General features: G+C 44.6%; 20 protein-coding genes. 8 read left to right on the forward strand and 12 right to left on the reverse strand.

Annotated elements, in window-relative coordinates; translation table 11 throughout:
- Positions 1-9: 9 nt before the first annotated feature.
- The 5 genes from tyrR to AB4482_RS13030 form a co-directional block, all read right to left on the reverse strand.
- The gene (gene tyrR, locus AB4482_RS13010) at positions 10-1554 is read right to left on the reverse strand and encodes a transcriptional regulator TyrR (RefSeq protein WP_136974821.1); all 1545 of its coding nucleotides are present in this window, start codon (positions 1552-1554) and stop codon (positions 10-12) included.
- A 123-nt stretch (positions 1555-1677) separates the two neighbouring features.
- The gene (locus AB4482_RS13015; protein WP_372181066.1) at positions 1678-2730 is read right to left on the reverse strand and encodes a YcjF family protein; all 1053 of its coding nucleotides are present in this window, start codon (positions 2728-2730) and stop codon (positions 1678-1680) included.
- Between the two features lie 14 nt (positions 2731-2744).
- Positions 2745-4118: a YcjX family protein gene (locus tag AB4482_RS13020; RefSeq protein ID WP_372074220.1), complete on the reverse strand. Its 1374-nt coding sequence runs from the start codon at positions 4116-4118 to the stop codon at positions 2745-2747.
- Positions 4119-4323: 205 nt separating this feature from the next.
- Positions 4324-4509: a hypothetical protein gene (locus tag AB4482_RS13025; RefSeq protein ID WP_004734731.1), complete on the reverse strand. Its 186-nt coding sequence runs from the start codon at positions 4507-4509 to the stop codon at positions 4324-4326.
- A 163-nt stretch (positions 4510-4672) separates the two neighbouring features.
- Positions 4673-6190, reverse strand: a complete 1518-nt coding sequence (locus tag AB4482_RS13030) for a fumarate hydratase (protein ID WP_017068776.1) — start codon at positions 6188-6190, stop codon at positions 4673-4675.
- A gap of 254 nt (positions 6191-6444) precedes the next feature.
- Here AB4482_RS13030 and pabB point away from each other — a divergent pair, with 254 nt between their 5' ends.
- Positions 6445-7824, forward strand: coding sequence for an aminodeoxychorismate synthase component I (gene pabB, locus AB4482_RS13035; protein WP_372132189.1), 1380 nt, complete (start codon positions 6445-6447; stop codon positions 7822-7824).
- A gap of 162 nt (positions 7825-7986) precedes the next feature.
- Here pabB and AB4482_RS13040 read toward each other — a convergent pair whose 3' ends face one another.
- Together AB4482_RS13040 and AB4482_RS13045 are read right to left on the reverse strand one after the other, a co-directional pair.
- Complete coding sequence (locus tag AB4482_RS13040) at positions 7987-9705, reverse strand: ATP-binding protein (RefSeq protein WP_372051714.1); 1719 nt, start codon at positions 9703-9705, stop codon at positions 7987-7989.
- Position 9706: 1 nt separating this feature from the next.
- Positions 9707-10249, reverse strand: coding sequence for a heme NO-binding domain-containing protein (locus AB4482_RS13045; protein WP_017060423.1), 543 nt, complete (start codon positions 10247-10249; stop codon positions 9707-9709).
- 303 nt (positions 10250-10552) lie between these two features.
- Between AB4482_RS13045 and AB4482_RS13050 the strand changes: the two genes are divergently transcribed.
- From AB4482_RS13050 to AB4482_RS13060, 3 genes are all read left to right on the forward strand, one after another.
- Complete coding sequence (locus AB4482_RS13050; protein WP_372074218.1) at positions 10553-11152, forward strand: CoA pyrophosphatase; 600 nt, start codon at positions 10553-10555, stop codon at positions 11150-11152.
- A gap of 309 nt (positions 11153-11461) precedes the next feature.
- Positions 11462-12715, forward strand: coding sequence for an aromatic amino acid transport family protein (locus tag AB4482_RS13055; RefSeq protein WP_017065422.1), 1254 nt, complete (start codon positions 11462-11464; stop codon positions 12713-12715).
- A gap of 120 nt (positions 12716-12835) precedes the next feature.
- Positions 12836-14197 carry an L-serine ammonia-lyase gene (locus AB4482_RS13060; RefSeq protein WP_017060420.1) on the forward strand — a complete coding sequence of 454 codons (1362 nt, stop codon included), beginning with the start codon at positions 12836-12838 and terminating at the stop codon, positions 14195-14197.
- A gap of 133 nt (positions 14198-14330) precedes the next feature.
- Here the strand turns inward: AB4482_RS13060 and AB4482_RS13065 are convergent, their stop codons facing one another.
- Positions 14331-15473 (reverse strand): amino acid permease, encoded by a 1143-nt coding sequence (locus tag AB4482_RS13065; protein ID WP_017060419.1) that lies wholly within the window; start codon positions 15471-15473, stop codon positions 14331-14333.
- Positions 15474-15554: 81 nt separating this feature from the next.
- Positions 15555-15752, reverse strand: coding sequence for a hypothetical protein (locus tag AB4482_RS13070; RefSeq protein ID WP_048611631.1), 198 nt, complete (start codon positions 15750-15752; stop codon positions 15555-15557).
- 497 nt (positions 15753-16249) lie between these two features.
- On the opposite strand from AB4482_RS13070, the gene AB4482_RS13075 reads away from it, so the two are divergent.
- On the forward strand, positions 16250-17872 hold the full coding sequence (locus tag AB4482_RS13075; RefSeq protein WP_372074216.1) for a methyl-accepting chemotaxis protein: 1623 nt from the start codon (positions 16250-16252) through the stop codon (positions 17870-17872).
- Positions 17873-17966: 94 nt separating this feature from the next.
- On the opposite strand, the gene AB4482_RS13080 is transcribed toward AB4482_RS13075, so the two are convergent.
- The gene (locus tag AB4482_RS13080; RefSeq protein WP_136982514.1) at positions 17967-19457 is read right to left on the reverse strand and encodes a SulP family inorganic anion transporter; all 1491 of its coding nucleotides are present in this window, start codon (positions 19455-19457) and stop codon (positions 17967-17969) included.
- Positions 19458-20014: 557 nt separating this feature from the next.
- Here AB4482_RS13080 and asnS point away from each other — a divergent pair.
- A complete protein-coding gene (asnS, locus tag AB4482_RS13085) occupies positions 20015-21415 on the forward strand; it encodes an asparagine--tRNA ligase (RefSeq protein WP_017060416.1) in 1401 nt (466 codons plus the stop codon).
- 133 nt (positions 21416-21548) lie between these two features.
- Here asnS and AB4482_RS13090 read toward each other — a convergent pair whose 3' ends face one another.
- Both AB4482_RS13090 and AB4482_RS13095 read right to left on the reverse strand, forming a co-directional pair.
- Positions 21549-21755 (reverse strand): hypothetical protein, encoded by a 207-nt coding sequence (locus AB4482_RS13090; RefSeq protein ID WP_004734707.1) that lies wholly within the window; start codon positions 21753-21755, stop codon positions 21549-21551.
- A 127-nt stretch (positions 21756-21882) separates the two neighbouring features.
- Complete coding sequence (locus tag AB4482_RS13095; protein ID WP_017065418.1) at positions 21883-23286, reverse strand: PLP-dependent aminotransferase family protein; 1404 nt, start codon at positions 23284-23286, stop codon at positions 21883-21885.
- A gap of 218 nt (positions 23287-23504) precedes the next feature.
- Between AB4482_RS13095 and AB4482_RS13100 the strand changes: the two genes are divergently transcribed.
- Both AB4482_RS13100 and AB4482_RS13105 read left to right on the forward strand, forming a co-directional pair.
- The gene (locus tag AB4482_RS13100; protein ID WP_017060414.1) at positions 23505-23804 is read left to right on the forward strand and encodes a hypothetical protein; all 300 of its coding nucleotides are present in this window, start codon (positions 23505-23507) and stop codon (positions 23802-23804) included.
- Positions 23805-24053: 249 nt separating this feature from the next.
- Entirely contained in the window at positions 24054-25595 is a 1542-nt protein-coding gene (locus AB4482_RS13105) for an HD-GYP domain-containing protein (protein ID WP_372181068.1), read from the forward strand.
- Positions 25596-25643 lie beyond the last annotated feature (48 nt).

Raw genomic sequence — 25643 nt, forward strand, 5'->3', positions numbered from 1 at the left:
CTTATTCGATCAGTTCTTTCTGATACCGTAATCACGAAGCTTATTCGCAATTGAGGTATGAGATACATTCAAACGTTTTGCTAGCTTACGGCTTGATGGGAAAGACTGATAAAGCTTCTCTAGAATCTGAGATTCATAGTCTTTCATGATTTCATCGAGCGAACCATCTAAGCTCAGGTTCGCCATTCCTGCCGTCATTGTTTCAAGCTGTGGCAAGTGGAATTGCTCAACCGTTAGCGTGTCTGAATCCAACTCTGTTAGTGCGCGTAGAACCATGTTGTCTAACTGACGAATGTTGCCCGGCCATTGGTAATTACCAAGCTGGTCGACTAACTCTTGAGTCAATTTTGGTTTTAACATACCTAACTGCTGCGCGTACTTTGCAACGAACAGTTCCAATAGCGGTGCTACGTCGTTTGAGCGTTCACGCAATGCAGGGATAGACAGAGTCAGTACATTCAAGCGGTAAAACAAATCTTCACGGAACGAACCCGAGTCGGCTAATTCAGAAAGACGGTGGCGCGTTGATGCAATAATACGAACATCAGCGTGCATCTCTTCTTCTTCACCAACACGACGGAATGAACCATCTTGTAGGAAACGCAGCAATTTGATTTGTAGATGCGGGCTCATCTCGCCAATTTCATCTAAAAATACCGTACCGCCATTCGCTTGCTCGAAAATGCCTTTATGACCTTGCTCATGGTTGAATGAACCCGGCGCATGACCAAACAATTCCGTTTCCGCTACGTCATCAGGCATCGATGCACAGCTTAGAATCAAGAATGGGAAAGACGATCGATTTGAACGGTTATGACACGCTTTCGCCAGCATCTCTTTACCCGTACCTGTATCGCCTTCAATTAATAGAGGCTGATCCAGCATAGCCAATTTCTTAGCTTGGCTGATCAAGGCTTTATGGCGATTAGAGACACCAACAAAGTGTTCAAAACCCAGGTTGTTCTGTTCTGGGATTGAATCTGGCGAGTTCATCTCTTGATTACAAGAACGAATCGTCATTACTGCGCTTGCCAGTACCGCTTCGTTGACATCACCACCAAGGTAAATCGGCAGGATCTCAATAGAGAAATCTAAGCCATCCAACACGACAACTTCACGATGGCGCGTTACATCGCCTTCGATCCAACGAGCAAAGTTAAAACTAGGAACAAACGTCGCGAGCGGTTCACCGATGACTTCATCTTCTTGTTTGTTGAAGAGGCTCAATGCGGCGTGGTTAGCCATATCGACTGAGCCTTTAAGGTCAATCGCAATCACAGGATCAGGTAGGTTTGCCAGCAGAGCAATCAGCTCTGTGTTATGCCTTTCGCTTGGCATAAATTGGATTTTACGTACATCCTTCACACCTGAAATTCGGCGAATTTCAGCCATAAGTTCACTAAAAGCATCAAAATCAATATCAGGGCAGTTTAGATAAATAATACCTTTAACATCAATTTCGATTCCTCTTAAATCAATGCTTTTTGAGGCCAAGATATCGAGCAACTCACGCGTTAAGCCGAGTCTGTCTTCACACAATACTTCAAGACGCACAAATAGTCCTATTATAGGTGTCAGGATAAGTTGACAGTAGTGTGGATTAAGCTCTGAGTTCAGTCAAGAAGAAGAGTAAACATATGTTTACTCTTCTTCTCAAACTATTGAGCTTCAAATGCTTTATTTAAGAGTGATACGCTTTATTTCAGATAGGACGGCTTTGCGGAGGTCTGCCAGTTTTACTTTTCGTTCGTTATGCCAAGGCATAGGACGCAGCAATGTCATGGCTTTTAAGCCCAGTCTTGCAGTAAGGATACCGACACCTAGCCCCTGCCCTGCTCGAGCAGAGACTTTGCCTGCAAGATCCATCGAGACGAGATCCATACTTGCATCAATCGCGAGCTCACTTGCTCCTGCAGCGGCCATGTTGATTAACACCAGTTTAAATAGCTTAATGCGAGACCAGTAGCCAAGCTCAATGCCATACACATCAGCAAGCTTGTCTATCATGGTGAAATTTCGCCAAGCCACCAACAACATATCAGCCGCCGCCAATGGACTCACCGCGACCAAAGCCGCCGATTCGGTCGAAAACTTAGTGACGATTTGAGTCGCTACTTTGTCTTGTTGACTCACGACTAACGCATCGTACATATCCAACACTTCTGCATCACTGTGTGCAGGGTTAATGCTGTTTCGCCACTTATCGTACGAAGGAGACTCAGCGATAATGCCGCCTTGCTTGGCGATGTTTTCACAGAACGCTTTGCCCTTGTCGACACTTTGACTTTGGAGTAGCTCTTCACTCTGCTCTTGCACACTAAAGTGATCTTTAAGTGAACGCAGTTTCCACAGCTCTTTGCCTATTGCGCCTAAACCCAATGAAGCAATGGCAGCAATGAAGCCTGCCCAACCTAACGCCAGCCAGTCAGCCGATTGAATCGCGGTAATGACCGAATCAATTGCCTGCCATCCAACTAGGCCAGAGAAAGCGACCAATAAACCCGTTCCAAACCACTTCTTCTTTTTGCTCGGTCGAATCACTTGTTCCAATTGCTGCTCAGCTTCACCATCAAGATCAGCTTTCACTTGCGGTGCGACAGGGACAAATTTCTCTTGCTCTGTGAACAGTTGTTGAGCGCCTAAATCCGGGCCAACGTCACTCTTGTCTTGCTCATCAAAAGAGGTCTTCAACGGTTCATTAAAGACCTGCTTTGTTTTTAATTCACTCATTTTGATTGCCTCAATTACTTCAACTTGTCGCCAATGAGATACTCTAAAACCTTGTCGACTCTTAGATGTTGGCAAGGCTCATCGGAATGTTGCTCCATCGGTCTAAAGCTCGTGAAATCAAACTGGTTGGTTTCCCAATACTGTTTATTAGGCAACTTACGCGGCACCTCTCCCGGATACATGGTTTGAGGGACATTATCCAAAGTCACACCTTGCAACGCCGGAACATTGTCTGAACCCGACGAGATATAACCCGCGCTGGTCGCTTGAATAGACGCGATACTCATACAACTCATGTCGATGTGTTCAAACGCCGCCTGCTGCCAAGCTGGATGCACCATCTGTTGTAACAGTGACACCAAGTTCGGATGTTGATCCGGTGTCACGTGGTCAGCCTTGGTGGCTGCAAACAAGATCTTGTCGATCTTCGGCGCGAATAAACGTCTTAAGATATTGCTTCGACCGTACTTAAAGCTCTTAAGTAACTGTTCTAACGCGCCACGCATGTCCATGAAAGAGTCATAGCCCGCATTAAGTGGCTGTAAGCAATCCACTAGCACGATTTGTCTGTCGAACGTCGCGAAGTGATTCTTGTAGAACGCTTTGACGACCTTCTGTTGATACTCTTCATAACGCGCTTTCAGTACCGCATAGTTACTTGTTTTTGAGAACTTACCCTCAGGTGCGAGACACGGGAAGAATTGCAACACAGGCGCGCCTTCAAGCTCACCCGGTAATACGAATCGACCCGGTTGTACCCAATGCAGTCCGTTACTTTTACAAGTATGAAGGTACTGGGTGTAGCTATCGGCAATCGCGACCAGTTTCTTTTCGTCCGCTTCTGCTAGCAAATCGATATCACCACGCATTACGTTCCACTGTTGCGAGTAAGTTTCTCTGTCGCCTTTCAATGCGGCAAACTGAGATTGGCTCCAGGTATCGAAGTCCATATCCAGTAACGGCAAATCAAGCAGCCATTCACCTGGATAATCGACAATATCGAGATAAAGGGTGCTGTTTTTACTCAGTAGCTTCTTTGCGCCCTTCGCAGGCTTATATTTGATGGCTAAACGAATCTCACTGACATCACGCGTTGGTACCGGCCATTCTGGTGGCTGTGCATTCAACGACTCCATCGCTTCATCATAAGAGAAGCGTGGGATCATCATGTTGTGTTGCGGGATGCGCTTTGCGCCAATAATTCTTCCATCTCTCGCCGATGCAAGCAGTGGTAGATTTTTGTGGGTAGACGTATGAAGAAGCTGATTGACCAGCGAAGTTATGAATGCTGTCTTACCCGCACGAGAAAGCCCCGTGACCGCTACTCGAATATGAGAATCCGTTCCTCTGCTTATAAAGTCACTCACTTCTTGAGTTAGGTGTTTCATTTGAACGACTCCGTGATAGTTAGGCTAGCTGGTTATGATAATAGAGAGGCAAGCCTATGTTCTTTCCCAGTAGGGATAGTTTGTATACTTTTGCTTATCTTGATGTTGATGAGTATGCAATACACATTCTTAATGCTAGATGAATAAAAGCCCCTGACTACATTCATAATCAGGGGCTTTAGAATTTTTGTACGATATCCGACGTTTAATCGTCTTCAATCAACTTGTAGATAACAAACAGTGCAATCTCTGCAATTAGCCAAAGCGCACATGTAATCGTCACGTATTTATTATCAAAGATACTGATCCCTTTCAAGATCAGGTCGTAGCCAACAAAAGCACCAATCACCACTGCCAAGATAATCTGTAGGATCTGAATAAAACGAGGCATTCCTCTCTCCTATGTTCTTATATCAAACTATGTGTTTATCACTATATCATTGATAATAAGACAAAAGTGCAGATAATGCTGCACTTTTGTCTTTAACTTTCTGTCAAAAATTGCAATTCAAACGCTGAAGTTAGCGACAATTACGATTTTTGGCGTCGGTTAATTACGCTTTCTCAGCTTCAGCAATCTTCACTTTCCACGTGTCAGGGCCGATCTGGTGTGCGTTCACGCCGTTAGAGTCAACCGCTACCGTTACAGGCATATCTTCAACTTCAAACTCGTAAATCGCTTCCATACCGAGATCTTCAAACGCAACAACGCGTGCTTTTTTAATTGCTTTCGCGACTAAATAAGCTGCACCGCCAACCGCCATTAGGTAAACCGCTTTGTGCTCTTTGATTGATTCAACCGTTGCAGGGCCACGTTCCGCTTTACCGATCATGCCCATAATGCCAGTTTCGTTCAGCATCATGTCAGTGAACTTATCCATACGTGTTGAAGTTGTTGGGCCTGCAGGACCTACCGCTTCATCACCTACAGCATCAACAGGACCCACGTAGTAAATGAACTTGCCTTTGAAATCAACGCCGGCTGGTAAGCCTTCGCCGCTTTCTAGCATGCCTTGAATACGTTTATGAGCAGCATCACGACCGGTTAAGATCTTACCTGACAGAAGAACCGTTTCGCCGGTCTTCCACTCTTGTACGTCTTCTTTAGTCACTTCATCAAGGTTAACACGACGTGTATTTGCGCCCGCTTCCCAAGTGATGTCTGGCCACTCTTCTAACTTAGGTGGCGTTAGCTCTGCTGGGCCGCTGCCATCTAGTGTGAAGTGAACGTGACGCGTTGCTGCACAGTTCGGGATCAAACATACAGGCTTAGAAGCAGCATGAGTTGGTGCTGTTTTGATTTTTACATCAACCACAGTAGTGAGACCGCCAAGACCTTGTGCACCAATGCCAAGCTTGTTTACACGGTTGAAGATGTCTAAACGAAGCTCTTCTTCTGCGTTCTCAGGACCTTTCTCGATAAGCTCTTGGATATCGATGTGTTCCATCAAAGATTCTTTCGCTAGCACAGCTGCTTTCTCAGCCGTACCGCCGATGCCTATACCTAGCATACCCGGTGGACACCAGCCTGCACCCATTGTTGGCAGCGTCTTCTCTACCCATTCTGCAATATCATCAGAAGGGTTCAGCATAACCATCTTGGTTTTGTTCTCAGAACCGCCGCCCTTAGCCGCGATTTGAATTTCAACTTTGTTGCCTGGAACCATATTAATGTGGACAACCGCTGGTGTGTTGTCTTTGGTATTAATACGCTTACCTGCAGGGTCCATTAGGACAGATGCACGCAATGGGTTATCTGGGTTGTTGTAAGCTTGACGAACGCCTTCATCAACCATCTGTTGTACTGTTTGATCCGTTTCCCACCTAACATCCATACCGATGTTCACGAAACAAGTAACAATACCCGTATCCTGACAAATTGGACGATGGCCTTCCGCAGACATGCGCGAGTTGATAAGAATCTGAGCGATCGCATCTTTAGCTGCTTGGCTCTCTTCTTTCTCGTACGCTTTTTCTAGGGCTTGGACAAAGTCTAAAGGGTGATAATAAGAAATGTACTGAAGTGCGTCAGCGACACTGCTGATCACATCTTGCTTACGAATAACCGTCATTGCATGCCTCTTTATTGTTCTGGTTCCATGTGGGTTCACAGTTTGACTATATGTGCCAAATCGAATTAGGTGGTTTAGCTTTTTATTGTGTTGAGCTGTATTTAGTTGCTTTAGCAATCGCTTGCATAGCTTTAAACTAAACCACTTGGATTACTCCGTTCTAATCAAGAACCCATTTTATTTTCAATTTATGATACTCTTGCTTCCTCTCACACGCCATGCAGTGATCGAACTCTTTGTCACAAATTAAACAAATGAATAACAACGAATTTCGCTCTATCCAAATCAAGCCGCTTGAATATCAATCAACTTTAGCTAAACAGCTGTTTTCCCATATTGAAAACCTGCCGTGGGCAATGCTATTACGCTCCGCTTCAGAAAGCCACGTTGATAGTCGATACGATATTTTAGTTGCTCAACCCATCGCCACCTTCGAGACAATCGGTGCAGAAACGACCGTTAATGTTAATGAGACGTGCGAGGTTTCAGACTCTGATCCTTTCGAACTACTCGACCAATATCAGCAACAATTATTGCCTGCGACTAAAGAGCACACTCAGTTGCCATTCGTTGGCGGCGCTTTAGGCTATTTTAGCTATGATTTAGGGCGCAGAGTCGAGACACTTCCATCACTTGCAAAGCGTGATATTGAAGCACCTGACATGGCAGTTGGCTTGTATGAATGGGCTGTTATCGTTGACCACCAATTGAAAACGGCGTGTATTGTCGGTAGCAATATCGATGAACATCATGATTGGCTAATGCAGCAGATGGCTCAATCACACCTATCACATGCGCCCTTTGGGTTAACCACACCGTGGCAATCCAATATGAGCGAAGAGAGCTACGCCACTAAGTTCGATAGTGTTCAAGAGTACCTGTTATCCGGGGACTGCTATCAGATTAACTTAGCTCAGCGCTTCAATGCCCAATACCAAGGTAGTGAATGGCTGGCTTATGACAAGTTAGAACAGTACAACTCAGCGCCCTTTTCGGGTTTTATCCGTTTGGCCGACTGCGCAATCATCAGTGTTTCGCCAGAGCGTTTCTTAGAACTCAAAGACAACGTCATTGAAACCAAGCCAATCAAAGGCACACGACCTCGTTCTGAGGACCCGATGATTGATAATACCAACGCGCAAGACCTAGCAAGCGCCGATAAAGATCAGGCGGAAAACTTGATGATCGTCGACCTACTTCGTAATGACATTGGCCGAGTAGCAAAACCGGGCACAGTGCATGTACCAAAGCTCTTCGATATTGAAAGCTTCCCTGCCGTGCACCACTTAGTGAGCACGATACGAGCGGACCTTGATGACCAATACTCTGCAACTGACCTTCTGAGAGCCTGTTTCCCTGGAGGCTCGATTACTGGCGCACCAAAAGTTCGCGCGATGCAGATCATTGAAGAGTTAGAACCGCATCGACGTTCAGCGTACTGCGGCAGTATTGGCTACATCAGCCGAAATGGCAGAATGGATACCAGTATTACCATTCGTACATTAGTCGCCGAGAACAACACGCTTTATGCTTGGGCTGGCGGTGGTGTGGTATTTGATAGTGATTGTGCTTCTGAATACCAAGAAACACTGGATAAGCTGAGTCGAATTCTACCGGTACTTGAAGATTGCTAAACCTAGTGTCATTAACTGCGAGTTCCGCGACTTAATGACGAGTTCCGTAGCTTAACGGCTAGCAAAAGTTCGATATAAAAAGAAACCGAAGGATCGTAAGATCACTTCGGTTTTTTAGTCTGTAAGTTAGAGTACATAACTCACAACGCTTTATTCGCGTGTTTAAGCGACCTTCACCGCTGAGACACCCCACTTCTTGAGCATCTCTTTCAGATCGTTGGCGGTGTAAGGCTTACTCAAAATGTCATCCATTCCACACTGAATACAACGTTCGCGTTCTTCCAATGTCGTTCCGGCGGTCAGTGCCACAATAGATTTAACGTAACCCTTCTCTCTTAGCTTCTCTGTTGCTTCAAACCCGTCCATAACAGGCATTCTGCAATCCATGAATACAATATCGTATTCATTGTCTGACGCGAGTTCAAACCCTTCGACACCATTGCTTGCGATAGCAGGTTCAATCTCATGTTTACGAAGCATTTGCTGGATGATGATCTGGTTCATCTTAATATCATCAACCACCAGCACTTTAAGTAGTGACAATTCCGCTTCAGACTCAAAGCCCTTGGCGACACTATCACTCTCTGCCGGAACATCGACAACTTGAAGAGGAATCGAGATGGTAAAGGTCGTGCCTGAGCCAACAACACTGGTCACCCCAATATCGCCATTCATCAGAGCCACCAGTTTGCGACAAATCGCTAAGCCAAGCCCGGTGCCCTCATAGTTTCGGCTACTTGAGTTATCTGCCTGTGTAAAAGGTTCAAATAGCGTCTTATGTGCTGATTCAGCAATTCCGACTCCAGTATCTTCTACAGAGAAAACAAATTGGTTTTTGTCCCATTCGATATCGACATTCACATGTCCTTCTTCTGTAAATTTAATCGCATTACCGATTAAGTTCACAAACAGCTGAGTGATGCGCTCTAAATCACCTTGGAAATGGGAGGGAACATTTGACGCAACACTGATATTAAATTCAAGCTGCTTCTCGATTGCTCGATTGACGAAAATACTATCAATCGTGTTTCTCAAATCACGTAGGGCAAATTTCTTTGGAATAAGCTCTAACATCCCTGCGTTAATTTTGCTGTAATCCAATAGATCATTAATGATGGTTCGGAGAAACTCTCCAGATTGGCTCAGGTTGTTCACTATCTCACGCTGAGAGCTATTCAGTTCGGTATCACTGATCAACTCGGCACTGCCTAGTAAGCCATTAAGTGGAGTTCTTAACTCATGATTAATCATGGCCACAAAGTCACGCGTTGCCCTTTCGGACTCTTCCGCTCGTTTACGTGATTCAATATTTCGGTTGATTGCTAGTTGATGGGTTAAGGCACTGCAGATAAGGTCCGTGACCAACAACAGTTGGCTTTGGATAAACTCGTAGTCTTGGTCTAACAACCTGACTCTGACGATTAACGCACCAACTATGACTTTTTCAACCTCTAAGGGCACGGTCAGTAGGTTGTCTTGCCAATGAGGTTCTTGAATGTCTTGCTCTAACACCTCGACAGTCTCATCGCCATAATCATAGGTCTGTAACTGAGGGATGAGCTTGGGAGGTAGAATCAAACGACTGGCTTCGATTAAGTAACTGTTAGTCACGTTGGTCGTTAGTTCAGATAGCATGACATCATCGAGATCATTTCTTAGAAACGCGCGCCCAAAATCAATCAACAGGTTGTCGATTTGTTCTTGGAATTCAATGCGGCGTATATTCGCGTTGGAGCGCTTTTCTAACTGACGCAAAGCAAGCTCAAGTTGTTGGTTAGCCTCGAACAGTTCGAGGCTCTTCTGTTCCAACAATCCTTCAGCCGCTTTTCTTGCCGCGATTTGACGCTTAAGCTTCTTCTCTAGGGCAGATGCCAGATCCATATTACTTTTCTACTTTGAGATTAAACCTAACCACGCTTTGGTCATCATTTTGTGGCGTCATCTCCACCGCGATAGATTCACCGTGGTATTCAGCACATCCTTCAATAAGCCCTAAGCAAACATGAGACATACACCTTGCGCTTTTGTAGTCAAAAACAAGTTGTGCTTCGGTCGTGGTGATAAAACTGAATTCAGGTGGCTCAGCATCCGGATAGAGCTTCTTCACTTCAACATGAATGTAACGCTCTACGTGCTGAATAAATTGAAAGGTGGTATTGCTGTGAGCAAGGCTCGCTTTATTCGGTAATGAGGCCAGTAAGTTCTTAAATACAGACTGCCCAAACACGCGTTGCAAGCTTGCCGCATCAATATCGGTTTTCTTACTCAAGTTGATAATCAACCTGACAAGGTCTTTGTGGTCGTAACTGCCGACCGACGTATAGATTCCTTCATCTTCTGACATTTCTAGAACTTCTTCCAAAAGCTCTAGCCCAAACTTGTCTTCAACAAGCTCTAAAAATTCGGTGAATATGATTCCTTTCATCTCATACCTTTTCTTCTATTTCTTTTTAGAATGGTCCACTAAGTTATTGTTATCAAATTCTTAAACAAAAAATCTACGTTTCGTCACCCAATTTTATGACATGGGTAACGCTTACTCGCCTGTATGCACATATTGAATATAGCAAAAATCGTCATTTTGAGGAGATTCATCGGTAAACAGCCTCTCATGACGCCCAATTGATAACTAAAAGAGGGAAAGTGAATGAAGAAAAACTCGATATTGGTAATCAACCCACGGTTATGTCTATACTTAAAATCATAATAATCAATATATTGGCTTGATATGAATAAAGAAAACTTCCTTCAGCAATTCCAACTTAACCCTACCGTTGGCTATCATCCTGAGTCAGTAGAGCGTGTTTCGCACATCAGTGGCGAGCAATTACGTAAAGCGGCAGTGGTGGTAGGTTTAGTTGAAAGAGAAGATGGTTTACATGTCATTTTTACTAAAAGAGCGGCTCATTTAAAGCATCACCCCGGCCAAGTCAGCTTTCCTGGTGGTAAACACGAACTTTCTGACCCTTCTATGCAATTCACTGCACTCAGAGAGCTCCATGAGGAGGTGGGAATTCGATCGGATCAAGTTAAAATTATTGGGCAATTACCAGCATTGAGTACTATTAGTAAATTTTCTGTGACGCCGATTGTTGCCATGGTCGATCCTGACTATAAAGCCATCATCGATGAGAACGAAGTTGCCTCAATTTTTGAGGTGCCCGCTACCTATGTTTTAGACCAAGCCAAGTTACACAGCCACACTGTTAACTTTAAACAAATCAAGCATCGAGTTTTTGCTATGCCCTTCCAAGAGCACCTAATTTGGGGCGTTACGGCGCAAATCATCCATTCACTGCAGCAACATGTAGTGCAACAAATTACATAGCAACTACGTTTTGTTTAATCTCTGTTAACAAAATCCAGACTTTCTATGGAACAGATTTATTAATGCAATTTTACGCAAACGTTTCCCTGGTATAAATCTATACAACCCCGCCTTTCGCATAAATAAAAGTAATACCAAGCATAAACATAAATCACCTGTGGCACGCTATTTTCGTGATCAAAAATCCGTTTTTCGCATATCATGTGACACGCCGTTTCATTACATGATTTAGATCTATTTTTTGCAGAAGAAAATTCTGCAGAATTAGCCCCGACTTATTTCCTGTTCCAAAAAAATGAGTAATTTAACATGAACACAACAACTTCTTCGGCAAATGCCGTTAAAGATTCAAGCAAGTTTAACTATAAAGATTTTACCTGGTGTTTATCACTATTCGGTACAGCAGTTGGTGCTGGCGTACTATTCCTTCCAATCAAAGCTGGTGCGGGTGGTTTTTGGCCATTAGTTATCCTAGCTCTAATTGCGGCACCAATGACTTGGTTCGCACACAAATCTCTAGCTCGTTTCGTACTGTCTGCTAAAAACCCTGAAGCTGACATTACAGATACAGTAGAAGAACACTTCGGTAAGACTGGCGCAAACCTTATTACTTTCGCTTACTTTTTCGCTATCTACCCAATCGTTCTGATTTACGGTGTTGGTATCACAAACACTGTTGATTCTTTCCTAGTAAACCAAATGGGTATGGAATCTATTCCTCGTCCTCTTCTTTCTGGTGCACTTATCCTTGCTATGACTACAGGTGTTGTATTCGGTAAAGATCTGATGCTGAAAGCGACTTCAGCAATGGTTTACCCACTAGTATTCATCCTACTAGCACTGTCTTTCTACCTAGTTCCGGATTGGAACACTTCAATGATGGAAGTAACACCTGAATGGTCAACAATGCCTTCTGTTATCTGGCTTGCAATTCCAATCATCGTGTTCTCTTTCAACCACAGCCCAATCATTTCACAGTTCTCTAAAGAGCAACGTCGTGTATACGGTGAAAACGCAGTTAAGAAAACTGACGCGATCACTGGCGGCGCAGCAATGATGCTGATGGGTTTTGTAATGTTCTTCGTATTCTCTGTAGTTCTTTCTCTATCTCCAGAGCAACTAGCAACAGCACAAGCACAGAACATCTCTGTTCTTTCTTACCTAGCAAACGTACATGAGTCTCCACTTATCTCTTACATGGGTCCTCTAGTAGCGTTCGCAGCGATTACTTCTAGCTACTTCGGTCACTTCCTAGGTGCTCACGAAGGTCTTGTTGGTCTAATCAAGTCTCGCTCTGGTTCTTCAATCTCTAAGATTGAAAAAGCATCTCTAGCGTTCATCGTTGTTACAACTTGGATTGTTGCGGTAGTTAACCCAAGTATCCTAGGTATGATTGAAACAATGGGTGCTCCAATGATTGCAGCTATCCTGTTCCTAATGCCTGTGTTCGCGATGCAGAAAGTACCAGCTATGGCTAAGTACAAAACTTCAGCACCTGTGCAAATCTTTACAGCTTTATGTGGTCTAGCGGCTATTAGTTCTGTAATCTACGGCGCTCTTTAATCTCAAGCCCTTTTTATAAGATGGCATCCATCTTATATCGCGAGATTAGACAAAAAATATAATGATAATAAATGAGCCTCCCTACTCCCCTTGGGAGGCTCTCTTTTTGAGGTAATCGCTATGATTAGTGTATTTGATATCTATAAAATCGGTGTTGGTCCATCGAGCTCACACACAGTTGGACCAATGAAAGCGGGTAAAGAATTTATTGATGACCTACGTTCAATGGGAAAATTGCGCGACATCACTAAAATCACCGTGGACGTATATGGATCACTATCACTGACAGGGAAAGGTCACCACACAGATATCGCAATCATCATGGGTCTTGCTGGCAATACTCCTGAGCGTGTTGATATCGATTCTATTGCTGGCTTCATTGCTCGCGTAGAAGAAACTGAGCGCCTTCCTGTTGGCATGCACTGTCATACAGTATCGTTCCCACGCGATGGCGGTATGAACTTCCACACTAGCAACCTTTCTCTACACGAGAACGGCATGAGCATTCATGCATGGGTTGGTGACGAAGTTGCATACTCAAAAACGTACTACTCAATTGGTGGCGGTTTCATCGTTGACGAAGAGAACTTCGGCAAAGAAGAAGAAAACCCAATCAAAGCACCTTACGAATTCACAACAGCTGAAGAGCTGGTTAATCAGTGCAAAGAAAGCGGTCTTTCTATCAGTACACTGGTTATGAAAAACCAAGCAGCGTTCCACTCAGACGAAGAGTCTCGCACTTACTTCGCTAACATCTGGAAAACTATGCGTGAGTGTATGGATCGCGGTATGAATACTGAAGGTATCCTGCCTGGTCCACTACGTGTACCTCGTCGTGCAGCAGCACTTCGCCAACAGCTAATGACTTCAGAAAAAACAACCAATGATCCAATGTCGGTTGTTGACTGGGTAAACATGTTTGCTTTCGCAGTAAACGAAGAAAATGCAGCTGGCGGTCGTGTAGTAACGGCACCAACAAACGGCGCATGTGGCATCATCCCTGCTGTATTGGCTTACTACGATAAATTCATCCAAACAGTGACAGAGAAAGATTACATCCGTTACTTCGCAGCGTCTGGCGCGATCGGTGGTCTTTACAAGCGTAACGCTTCTATCTCTGGTGCTGAAGTTGGCTGTCAGGGTGAAGTTGGTGTGGCATGTTCTATGGCTGCTGCTGGTCTTGCTGAGCTTATGGGTGGTAGCCCTGAGCAAGTATGTATGGCTGCAGAAATCGGCATGGAGCACAACCTAGGTCTAACATGTGACCCAGTTGCTGGCCAAGTACAAGTACCATGTATCGAGCGTAACGGTATTGCTGCAGTTAAAGCAATCAACTCGACTCGTATGGCACTTCGTCGTTCTTCTGCTCCTACTGTTTCTCTAGATAAAGTTATCGAAACAATGCTAGAAACAGGTAAAGACATGAACGCTAAATACCGTGAGACTTCTCAAGGTGGTTTGGCTGTTAAGGTTGTTTGTTGATAGCCTTTGAATCAATCTGTTTTTAATCAGCAGATAATAAAAAGGAACGCCGATGCGTTCCTTTTTTGTATCTGAATTCCGGCCACTTATATCTAAGATGCTCGATTCGCATCTTAGATAATGGACCAAAGAACTAGATCACTTGTGAGATAAGCAGGAAGCAACCAAACAGCAGTGAGAACAACATCATTGCGCTGCCACCTTCTGCTCGGTATCGGTCATCAGCAACTTTCATGAAACGCTGTTTGTGGACCATAACCAGAGGAACAAACACCGCTAGGAACACCAAGATGATACCTGCGTAATTCAGTACTTGTAGGAACTTGTCTGCCGCAAGCAATGAACCAGCCAACGGCAAGATAAAGCTAATGCAGTACGTTACCGCTGTATTTTGGTTGAACATGTCTTTGTTCTGGTTGAACAACGCCATCGCCACACCAAAGAAAGAGGTCAACAACGCCAAGCCCGTGAAGGTAGACAGAACGTTACCCACCCAAGGAGACTGAGCCTCAAACGCCGCCATCAAATCTGATACGTTCTCAAAGCTTCTGAATTGCTCTTCACTCAAGTTGCCCACTACCGCAAACAACCAACACAAGTAACACACTAATGGGATCAGAGAACCGATGATCACCATGTTACGCAGCTGTTTGTCTGTCGCTTCGTGGTTGTAAGAAACCAAGGTTGGAATCACCACCATAAAGCCAAAGCTCGTAAACAGGATGGCACTGGTTTTGATTAGGTCAACGTGGTCATGGCTGGTTACCTGCATCAAGTTTTCTTGAGTCATGCTCGGCGCTAAGAAGGCCATGGTTGCAAACAAACTAGCAAGCATCACGAAGAACAATGCTCGATTGAGCTTATCAATCACACCAGTACCACTTGCGACTACTGCGCCAGCAAGCAAGGTAAACACGGTTTGGCTGGTAGTCGCGGTAATTTCGACGCCAAAGTTAGACAGTAACTTACTCAGCAAGTCACCTGCGCCCAGAATGTAAGCCATTAATAGGCAAATCAACAACGCGTATAGCAAGCCGTTGGTAAGCAACTGACCTTGTTTACCCAAGGTTTTTCGGGCAATAGAGTTTAATCCTAGACCGCCACCCGCTTTGATGGTCGCTTCTAGAAGTAGTAATGCTGCGTAAGTCGTACCGAAACAGATCAGTACCATAAGCAGTGTGCCGTAAAGCAATCCGAATTGAGCTAATACCATTGGGATCGCAAGCATACCAGCACCGAGAGCGGTACCAGCGATAATTAGGGAGCTACCCATCATTTTAATATTCATTGTTTTTAACTTATTTGTTTAGTTTTTATAGATGTGAGTCTTCGTTCATCGAGCGGATGACAAAGGAGTTCAGATAGAAATAAAGTTATAAAACGAATAACAATAGGAGCGATAAGCGGTAAAGAAGCGTGCAGAGACGTTGTCGAACAGGGCGTTCAAAGGGGAGCTTGTCTTAAAAGAGGTAAAACGAGAAGCGTGAGTAAGCATTAACTGATGTGGTGAACCTTCCGTAGGTTCAATAATCGGTGATGTAATCTTGAATTTCATGTATGTGTCCAATAAGTCACATTCCATAGTATTTGAAGCAGCGTATCCGTTGCTGCCCTACCTCTATCATAGAGGTCTTTTCATCTTATCGAATGAGCCTCGAAACACAACGCTATAACCACAATTTTTGCTATTAAATTGAACAAAACAACCATTTGGATATAAATTGACCACTAAGTCGTCTAAAACAATAGTCTTTATTGATAAAAGACAAGCGGACAAATACATCGAGCTAATTAACAACCTAGGCTTTTCTAATTATCAGCACAATCAAAACTCGATGCTGCACTTCAATTTTCCCAAAACAACAGTCTGTTTTAAGAACAGCGAGGAGCTTGAAGCGCGTTCCATTTCAACACCAGGATCCGCACAAACTTGCTACATCACAGAAGCATAACCACAACCGGAGTGTGGTCACACAATTCGTTATACCCCATAGGTGGTAAGAATTCTTACTAGTACAGTATTTGCGTCATTATAATTAATAAAAACACCTTATGCGCTCAACAATCACCTTTAAAATCCTAGTGGCCCTCGCCATCGTGTTCACCTTTTTGCTGGCAATATCGACCTATTTCCAATATTCGCAACAAAAGCAACTTGTAAACTCAGTGCTAAGTGAGCAGCTTCACGACAAAGCAAGTAACTACTTCGATAGCCTCAATATGATGATGCTCACCGGCACCATGGCACAAAAAGAGACCCTTCGTCAGAAAGCACTGGCTCAAGAAGGCATTGAAGACGTTCGTGTTTTACGCGCCGACGCTGTCAGCAAGTTATATGGCCCAGGTAATGACAACCAAACACCGGTTGACGATATTGATAAACGAGCGCTAGCGGGCGAAACCGTTATCGAACCTTTTTCTGCTGATTGGGGCAAAGGCTTGGTTATTGCTCTGCCAATGAAGTCGAGTGAAGATTACCGAGGAACCAATTGTGTCGCCTGTCATATGGCACCAGAAGGTGAAGTCTTGGGTGCGATTCGTCTCGAATTTAACCTTAACCATGTTAACTCGCTGATTAACACTCAAACCATGGCTGCTATTGGCATTATGGCAGTGATCTCGTTTGCCGGATTTGTCCTTACGATGGGATTAATTCGTAAGATTATCGTGCGCCCGCTGCAACAGACTTCTCGCTTTATGACCCAAGTCAGCAACGATAAAAACCTATCCACTCGCCTGCCGGAACAAAGCAAGGATGAGATTGGCACGCTGGCTAACTCCATCAACTCGTTCATGGGAACCGTATCTGACAGCTTAGAAAAGGTACAAAGCACCTCGCACAAGTTAAATGCGTCTGCCAACCAACTGACTAGTGTCGCGCAAATTACCGAGCAAGCCGCCAGCGACCAGCAAAGCGAAACCGCAGAAGTGCAACACAATGTCGAAGGAATACAGGCACAGCAAGTCAATGTAGAACAAGCGACTTTAACAGCTTCAGAGCTTATCAATCACACCGCTGATGTGGCGTGTAAGAGTGCCAACCAAGCACACGAAGCAAGCAGTGAGATAAAAAACCTCGTTAGCAGCATAGAAGAAGTGAAACACAAAATACTGACACTCAATGAGCAAACCGGAGAGGTCTCTTCAATATTGAGTGTGATTCGTGGCATTGCTGACCAAACCAATCTTCTGGCCTTGAATGCAGCAATTGAAGCGGCACGTGCGGGAGAACAAGGTCGTGGGTTTGCGGTGGTGGCTGATGAAGTTCGCCATCTTGCATCACGAACCGCTGAAGCAACAGGCAGTATTGAGTCAATCATTCATCAGTTCCAGCAAGGCAGCGAAGAGTCGCTGACTTCTGCCGATCGCGTTTGCGAACAAGCCCATCAAAGCTCAACCGATATCGACGCACTTTCAATTGAAATGAATGGTGTGGTCGAAGAGATGAAACAGGTGCTGGCTCACGCACAGAATATTCAGCAGCAAACGCAATCCACCACACAAGCGACTCAAGATGTTCAACAAAAGGTTGAAACCATCACCTCTCACGCCAACAACACATCGCAATCCGCGGCTGAAACTCGCAACATCAGCAATGACTTAGAAGAGCTATCTGATCATCTTGAATCGCTGATTAATCAGTTTACTTTGTCGAGTACAAAGAAGAAGTCATAGATCGCCAACAAAAAAGCGCTCAACAATGAGCGCTTTAACTTCATAACAATGTCTAGTTCAGGCTTTCAGGCTTTAAAAGTACCTTAAACCAAGATTAGTGCGTAATGGAAACCGCGGTTAAGTCTTTATGCTTGTGATACATCGCGTGTTTGACTATCAGGTTCGCACTCACGTTATCCATTCCTGACACTTCAACGTAAGCCCCTTTTTTACGGAACTTGAACACAACCTTATCAAGCGCCTCAACAGAGGTATTATCTAAGAATGACGCATCAGATATATCGATGGTCACTAAAGAGGTCGCGTTGTCATAATCAAATAAGTCGACAAACGCATCTGACGAAGCAAAGAAGACATGGCCTTTTACTCGGTGAATGGTGTGCATTTCGTTTGTCACGACTTCATCGGATATAAACACCATGGATTTGCTGGCATGTGCATAAAACAGAGCCGACAGCACCACGCCAACCGCAACACCTATTGCTAAATTATGAGTAAACACCACCACCGCCACGGTTGCTAGCATGGTTACATTGGTTGGCAGTGTGTGATCTTTAAGCTCAACAATGGAACGCCATGAGAATGTGCCGATAGAAACCATGATCATCACAGACACTAAAGCGGCCATCGGTATCAGCTTCAACCAATCAGAAACAAACACCACCATTAGCAACAAAACCACCCCAGCGATCATGCTGGACAATCGGGTTAAGCCACCTGATTTGATGTTAATGATCGACTGACCGATCATTGCGCAGCCCGCCATTCCACCAAAAAGGGAAGCCACGATGTTCGCAACGCCCTGCCCTTTACACTCATTGTTTTTATTGCTTTCAGTATCAGTCAGGTCATCGACTATGGTCGCTGTCATCAAGGATTCCAACAAGCCAACCAGAGACAGAGCAATCGAATATGGCAGGATGGTTGCAAGCGTCTCAAACGTGAATGGAATATTAGGAATCAAGAACACAGGCAGTGAATCGGGAAGCTTGCCCATATCGCCAATCGTTCTCACATCTAAGCCGAAGAGCAAACTAATGATTGTCAGGGTAACAATCGCGACCAGTGGAGAAGGTATTGCGCGACCAAACTTGGGGAAATAAGGAAGCAGATAAATGATCGCCAAACCCAAAGCGACTAACACGTAAACGCTTGAAGGGACGTTGATTAATTCCGGAAGTTGGGCCATGAAAATTAGAATGGCGAGCGCGTTAACAAATCCAGTAATCACCGATTTGGAAACGAAATTCATCAGGTTACCAAGCTTGAGATAACCAGCTGCGATCTGAATGACGCCAGCTAGAAATGAAGCGGCGAGTAGATATTCTAGTCCGTGCTCTCTCACTAAAGTGACCATTAGTAGCGCCATAGCGCCTGTTGCACCGGAAATCATTCCCGGACGACTGCCAACCAAAGCAGTGACGACACAAATACAGAACGAGGCATAGAGCCCTACTTTAGGGTCAACGCCTGCAATAATTGAAAATGCGATGGCTTCAGGGATCAATGCGAGTGCAACCACAATCCCAGATAATGAATCTCCTTTAACGTTTGATAACCAGTGTTTTTTTAAATAATTAAGCATGTAATTCTCTTTTACTTGTACAGCCAGTCCTGCCTTGTTGAGACATAATTTGATCGACTGTTTTTCTTGAATGAGCGAGCGCTCGAAAAGTGCGGGTGTAGAGAGAATGCAGGGGTTAAGGCGGCGTAATTAACACGTAGATATTAAACTCCTCTTGTACTTTAGTGGGAAATTAAGAAGGTGATCAAGTCCAAAATGACTGAATCCGCGCCAATATAGAGTGAGTCTCAACACAATCACACTCCCATTATTGAAAACAAAGGTTTCGATTACGCCATGCTCGTTCAGCAGCTCACATAGGGTGAAAGGTAAGGCTGACGCTAAGATCGAACAAAAAACACACCCTCAAACCTATTTATCGTCAGTAGACACAATATTTCTTTCACCAAGCAAGAATAAAGGTTGAAGCTGTCGGTATGACAGGTAATATGTTCAATCGATTTAAAAAGTTTATACAACTTAATGTTTCGGCTAATTATTGTGCAAATGTATATTTATTTGCAGCAATGCCAGAGACTTTGAGTTGAATTTGTCCCTCAATGGAGAATGAAATCAACATGACTTACGCGCCTGTAACAGACGTACTTGGCGGCAAGCTAGCGGTAGACAGTGAAGTAACTGTTCGCGGCTGGATCCGTTCACGTCGTGATTCCAAAGCTGGAATCTCTTTCCTTGCCATTTATGACGGCTCTTGTTTCGACCCGATTCAGGCCGTGGTTCCTAATAATCTTAATAATTACGAAAACGAAGTATTAAAGCTAACAACTGGCTGCTCTGTTGAAGTAACGGGTAAGATTGTTGAGTCTCCTGCGAAAGGTCAAGACTTCGAACTAGCAGCAACTGACGTTAAAGTTGTAGGCTGGGTTGAAGACGCTGACACTTACCCAATGGCTAAGACGCGTCACTCTATCGAGTACCTTCGTGAAGTTGCTCACCTACGTCCACGTACAAACGTGATTGGCGCAGTAGCACGTGTACGTAACTGTCTATCTCAAGCGATTCACCGTTTCTACCACGAGCAAGGTTTCTTCTGGACTTCTGCTCCGCTTATTACTGCATCTGATGCAGAAGGCGCTGGTGAAATGTTCCGTGTTTCTACGCTAGACATGGAAAACCTACCACGCACTGAAAAAGGCGACGTAGACTTCAACGAAGATTTTTTCGGTAAAGAGACGTTCCTAACAGTATCTGGCCAACTTAATGCTGAAGCTTATGCTTGTGCACTAAGCAAGGTTTACACGTTCGGTCCTACGTTCCGTGCTGAAAACTCAAACACAAGCCGCCACCTAGCTGAGTTCTGGATGGTTGAGCCTGAAGTTGCGTTTGCAGACCTTAACGATGTAGCGAAACTGGCTGAAGACATGCTTAAGTACGTTTTCGCTGCTGTTCTTGAAGAGCGCCGCGATGACCTTGAGTTCTTCGCTTCTCGCATCGACAAGCAAGCAATTACTCGTCTAGAGCAATTCGTTGACGCTGACTTCGCACAAGTTGACTACACTGACGCAATCCAAATCCTACTAGACTCTGGTAAGAAATTTGAGTTTGACGTTGAGTGGGGCATCGACATGTCTTCTGAGCATGAGCGTTACCTAGCTGAAGAGCACTTCAAAGCACCTGTTATCGTTAAGAACTACCCGAAAGACATCAAAGCTTTCTACATGCGCTTAAACGACGACGGCAAAACAGTTGCAGCAATGGACGTACTTGCACCAGGCATCGGTGAAATCATCGGTGGTGCACAACGTGAAGAGCGTCTAGACATTCTAGACGAGCGTATGATTGCTATGGGTATCGACCCTGAGCACATGAGCTGGTACCGCGACCTACGTAAATACGGTACAGTGCCACACGCTGGTTTCGGTCTTGGTTTCGAGCGTCTAGTATCTTACGTAACAGGTATGGGTAACGTTCGTGACGTGATTCCATTCCCACGTACACCACGCTCTGCAAACTTCTAATTCGAAACCTATTCGATATTAAAAGTTAAGAACAAACAAAAACCTCCGCACTTGCGGAGGTTTTTTTATGTTCGGAATAAAACGAGTCCAGATGCTTCTGCGTACCACTATCTGAGACTCATTATTTCAAAAGCTAATCCACATCTTGGTCGATAGCGTATTTTATTGCAAGACCGCAAATTGCCATCATAACGAATGGGATCGCGGCAGTGGTGTATTCCGCCCACGCCATATCAGCGAATGCTTTTGCCAGCAGTACGTGGCCGAGAATAAGCAGAAGCGCACACACAATAGCGACAATAATCAGCTTAACTTCATTTCCCATAGTCATTTTCAACATAACGGTATCTCCAATATTTGGTCTACCGTTATTGAATCACAACTCTTTGGTCAATTAGGCGTACAGTTACCCCACAAACAACCCGTACAGTTGGAATGATTGTCTTTTTTATGAGGGACTTAAGGTTTTACGAGTGCGTAAGTTGATGTGCCAGTTTGCCAAGCCAGATGAGCGCCTGTTCTTTCTCTTCTGTCAGTTCATAAGAGAAGTTCAATCGTATCGCGTTATCCACTCTGCCATGCTCACTAAACAGATCGCCAGATGCAACGCTAATACCTTGTTCGATAGCCAGTTGATGAAACTGTTGGCTGTCGAATTTTTCAGAAAAGCGAATCCATATCAAGTAACCACCAGCCGGCTCTTCAATCTCTATTGAATGCGGAAAGTACTGCTTAATGACATCGATAAATCGCTCTTTCCTGACGACAAGGTTTTTACGCAGTTTACGAAGGTGATTGTCGTAGCTTTCATGCGTTAAGAAATGAGCGACACCAAGTTGAACAGGAGCGCTACTCGATAACGTAGAAAGAAGCTGTAACTTTTGAATCGCGTCGTTAAAACGCGTGTTCACAACCCACCCTACTCGATAACCAGGACACAAACTTTTTGAATACGACCCACAAAGCAAGACGGAATCGGTCTTATCGAAGGCCTTTAGTGGCTTCGGCTTATGCCCTTCGTAATAAAGATCGCCATACACGTCATCTTCAATAATGTAGGTTCCATGCTGTTCTGCAATCTCTACCACACGGCGCTTTGCCTGTTCCGACAAACTGGTTCCCGTTGGGTTTTGAAAAGTCGTCATCAGCCAACACGCTTTAACATCTTGGTTTTGTAGCGCGTTTTCAAACTGCTCTATATTCAACCCATTGATTGGGCAAACGTCCACTTCGATCGGGTTAAGTCCGAGCCTCTCGACAGCCTGCAGAGCACCATAGAATGCGGGAGACTCAATCACGACGTTATCACCCGACTTGGTGACCGTTTGCAGGCTCAAGTTGAGCGCCTCCATAGCACCCGACGTAATCACGATGTCTTGATGATTAACCGTGATCCCTTGCTGCAGATAACGCTGTGCGATTTGCCTTCTCAAGGACTCACTGCCCGGTGGTAAATTATTTATCACACTCGCGCCAGTCATCTTCCTACCCGCGCTGGCAAGGTTTCGAGTCAAGGTAGGTAACGGGAAAAGGTCGGGATCTGGGAATGCAGAGCCGAAAGGAATCACACCTTCGGCTGAACTCGACTTCAAGAAATCAAATAAGCGGTCATTAATGGCTTTCTTTTCACTAACGAGTGGCTGTGCGTAGTCAACGCCGTCCAGCCTTGGCGCTACAAAGTAGCCCGACTGAGGTTTAGCGATGATCCACCCTTCGCTTTCTAGCAACTGGTAGGCTTGTAAGACAGTACTATTGCTGACGTTGTAATTTCGACAACTCATGCGTACCGAAGGGATCTTCTCTCCGGATCGCCACGTATTGTTGGCTATCTGAGTTCGAATATCCTTTGCAAGCTCTTCATAACGCGCCATCTAATTGTACTACCTAGAGAAATTCTGTGAGCCGGTGATTTTATCACTTACGCCAACAACTATTGCTGCTATCCATATGATCGCACCTAATTTCCACAATAGTGTGAATTGGTTCACAGATAACTTTGTAAGCTTTGCTAAGTTTGTACCCAAGGTAGGAGCTAAGTTGGCTTTCTACCTCAATAATTTGATGTAACCCAAAAACATGCGAGATAACAATGAAAAAAATAGAAGCAGACCAATTAAGTTATAAAGGAGAGTCAAACGGTGTTCACAGTTGGACAACACCGAGCGGTCAGCCATATTACTGGCACCCAGATTGGCTCCATATTGCTGAAGATGCGACAGGCTCACATCCAAAGCAAAAGATCGATGTCGAACAAGACCAAGCACCAACGGAAAAACACGCGGTGTCTGCTATTCTGAAACACATCAACCAATGGGCTGCAGACAAACTAGCGTCTCACCCTGAGATTGAAACCGGCTCAATCGAAGCTGAAATCAATCTCAAAAAGTAACGGGGTAAAGTAGATAGCAAACTCAATCACTCGCGATTCTAACCAGTACACAGACTGAATAGCCTCGAACCTCGACCGAGGCTATTCAAGTATCTTCATAAAAATGCTGCAATAACCCCCACCTAGCTAACAAATCTCTAACACAAACCAGTTTCTTGTATCAATCCACGAAAGCTATCGATAGAATTTCCGGTCTTATTCACGTCACTTATGCTAATCATTCGCAATTCTAAAGTCGTGAATCAATGAATGCGTAAATCTAATAAGAATGAGAACAAAGGCTTACCGATGGATACTTCAAATTACAATCAATCGCTAACGACTAAGTTATACGTCATTGCTGGCGTGCTGTTTGGCACCTATGGCAGTCGGGTGTGCCCTATGCTCGATAGCTTAACGACGTTAGAGATTTTCACACAAGTCAGTATTATGTTTATCTTATTATGGCTCGCACGTCGTTACCCATTGGCGCAACATACCTTGGTCAAGCAAGGCCGATTCGCGCAACTCGATACCCTGCTATTTTTTGCTGCAAGTGTGCCTTTCGCGCTCTACTACAACTTAAGCTATGAATTCACCATAGATAGTAATTTGAAGGTGCTGTTTGGCATGAGTCTATTCGGCTTCTTTACCGGAACCATTCTTCAATTGAATGCCAAGCTCAGCCAAATGGATAAAATGGAGACGACTGGACAATTCGACTTCCAACTGGTTGGTGAAAGAAGTTCACTGGTCAAGCAGATGATAGGCTTGGTTATCGTGCTTCTGGTAACACTGACGACTATGTTGACGATGATTGCTGTCAAAGACATCTTCTGGTTAGAACATAACCCTGACCGCTTATTGGATGGCACCGGCAAGATCAGCGTGATCAAAGAGTTTATTTATTTGGCTGTGGTACTGGGTGGCTACGCGATAACCATCATGACGCTTTGGAGCAAGCTAATTAAGCGTATTCTCCTAAGCCAAGAGCACGCATTAAACAAAGTCACCAATGGCGAGCAAGGCGTTCGCTTACCTATTTTCGGCTACAACGAGCTTGGCTCAATGGCATCTATGACCAATACCATGCTTGATAGCCTTGAAACCGCGCAAAACGAAGTCAAAACCACACGTGACGTGGCCATTGTGAGCTTATCGGCATTGGCTGAATCTCGAGACAATGAAACGGGCGCACATATCCTAAGAACTCAAGAGTACGTCAAGGTGCTCGCACAAGAGCTCAGCAAATCAGAAACCCACTCAAGCTTGTTAACACCAAACTACATCGAGTTGCTCTACAAATCTGCGCCTTTGCACGACGTGGGCAAAGTAGGTGTTCCTGATAGTGTGTTATTGAAGCCGGGCAAATTGACGGACGAAGAGTTTGAGATAATGAAAGGTCACCCCGCGATTGGGGCTGAAGCGTTATCTATTGCAGAAAAGCAGTTGGGAAGTAGCTCTTTCTTAAGAGTCGCAAAGGAGATATCTCTGACTCACCACGAGAAATGGAATGGCAGTGGTTATCCTAATCAGTTGTCTGGTGAAGATATCCCGTTATCTGGCCGTTTAATGGCATTAGCTGATGTTTATGATGCGCTCATCTCGAAGCGAGTCTACAAGCCAGCCTTTACTCATGAACAAGCTAAACAGATCATCTTAGAGGGCAATGGGACGCATTTTGATCCGCAAGTTGTCCAAGCTTTTCTGGTCGTCGAACAAGCGTTTGTTTCAATTGCTGCGACCTACAAAGATGGCAAAAATGTAGCGAGTGAACTCGAGCGCGAAAGCTTTATTGCTCAACCAGCGTAATCTATTCAAAATCCACTAACTTCTTGCACCCTATAGGTTAATCCGTAG

The organism is Vibrio sp. 10N.222.55.C7 (assembly GCF_041473335.1).
GTDB classification, from domain to species: Bacteria; Pseudomonadota; Gammaproteobacteria; order Enterobacterales; family Vibrionaceae; genus Vibrio; species Vibrio crassostreae_C.

Excerpts from the sequence above, each read along its gene's own strand:
- AB4482_RS13015 (WP_372181066.1), bottom strand. The coding sequence starts at position 2,730 with ATGAGTGAATTAAAAACAAAGCAGGTCTTTAATGAACCGTTGAAGACC.
- AB4482_RS13020 (WP_372074220.1), bottom strand. The coding sequence starts at position 4,118 with ATGAAACACCTAACTCAAGAAGTGAGTGACTTTATAAGCAGAGGAACG.
- AB4482_RS13025 (WP_004734731.1), bottom strand. The coding sequence starts at position 4,509 with ATGCCTCGTTTTATTCAGATCCTACAGATTATCTTGGCAGTGGTGATT.
- AB4482_RS13030 (WP_017068776.1), bottom strand. The coding sequence starts at position 6,190 with ATGACGGTTATTCGTAAGCAAGATGTGATCAGCAGTGTCGCTGACGCA.
- pabB (WP_372132189.1), top strand. The coding sequence starts at position 6,445 with ATGAATAACAACGAATTTCGCTCTATCCAAATCAAGCCGCTTGAATAT.
- AB4482_RS13040 (WP_372051714.1), bottom strand. The coding sequence starts at position 9,705 with ATGGATCTGGCATCTGCCCTAGAGAAGAAGCTTAAGCGTCAAATCGCG.
- AB4482_RS13045 (WP_017060423.1), bottom strand. The coding sequence starts at position 10,249 with ATGAAAGGAATCATATTCACCGAATTTTTAGAGCTTGTTGAAGACAAG.
- AB4482_RS13050 (WP_372074218.1), top strand. The coding sequence starts at position 10,553 with ATGAATAAAGAAAACTTCCTTCAGCAATTCCAACTTAACCCTACCGTT.
- AB4482_RS13055 (WP_017065422.1), top strand. The coding sequence starts at position 11,462 with ATGAACACAACAACTTCTTCGGCAAATGCCGTTAAAGATTCAAGCAAG.
- AB4482_RS13060 (WP_017060420.1), top strand. The coding sequence starts at position 12,836 with ATGATTAGTGTATTTGATATCTATAAAATCGGTGTTGGTCCATCGAGC.
- AB4482_RS13065 (WP_017060419.1), bottom strand. The coding sequence starts at position 15,473 with ATGATGGGTAGCTCCCTAATTATCGCTGGTACCGCTCTCGGTGCTGGT.
- AB4482_RS13070 (WP_048611631.1), bottom strand. The coding sequence starts at position 15,752 with ATGAAATTCAAGATTACATCACCGATTATTGAACCTACGGAAGGTTCA.
- AB4482_RS13075 (WP_372074216.1), top strand. The coding sequence starts at position 16,250 with ATGCGCTCAACAATCACCTTTAAAATCCTAGTGGCCCTCGCCATCGTG.
- AB4482_RS13080 (WP_136982514.1), bottom strand. The coding sequence starts at position 19,457 with ATGCTTAATTATTTAAAAAAACACTGGTTATCAAACGTTAAAGGAGAT.
- asnS (WP_017060416.1), top strand. The coding sequence starts at position 20,015 with ATGACTTACGCGCCTGTAACAGACGTACTTGGCGGCAAGCTAGCGGTA.
- AB4482_RS13090 (WP_004734707.1), bottom strand. The coding sequence starts at position 21,755 with ATGTTGAAAATGACTATGGGAAATGAAGTTAAGCTGATTATTGTCGCT.
- AB4482_RS13095 (WP_017065418.1), bottom strand. The coding sequence starts at position 23,286 with ATGGCGCGTTATGAAGAGCTTGCAAAGGATATTCGAACTCAGATAGCC.
- AB4482_RS13100 (WP_017060414.1), top strand. The coding sequence starts at position 23,505 with ATGAAAAAAATAGAAGCAGACCAATTAAGTTATAAAGGAGAGTCAAAC.
- AB4482_RS13105 (WP_372181068.1), top strand. The coding sequence starts at position 24,054 with ATGCGTAAATCTAATAAGAATGAGAACAAAGGCTTACCGATGGATACT.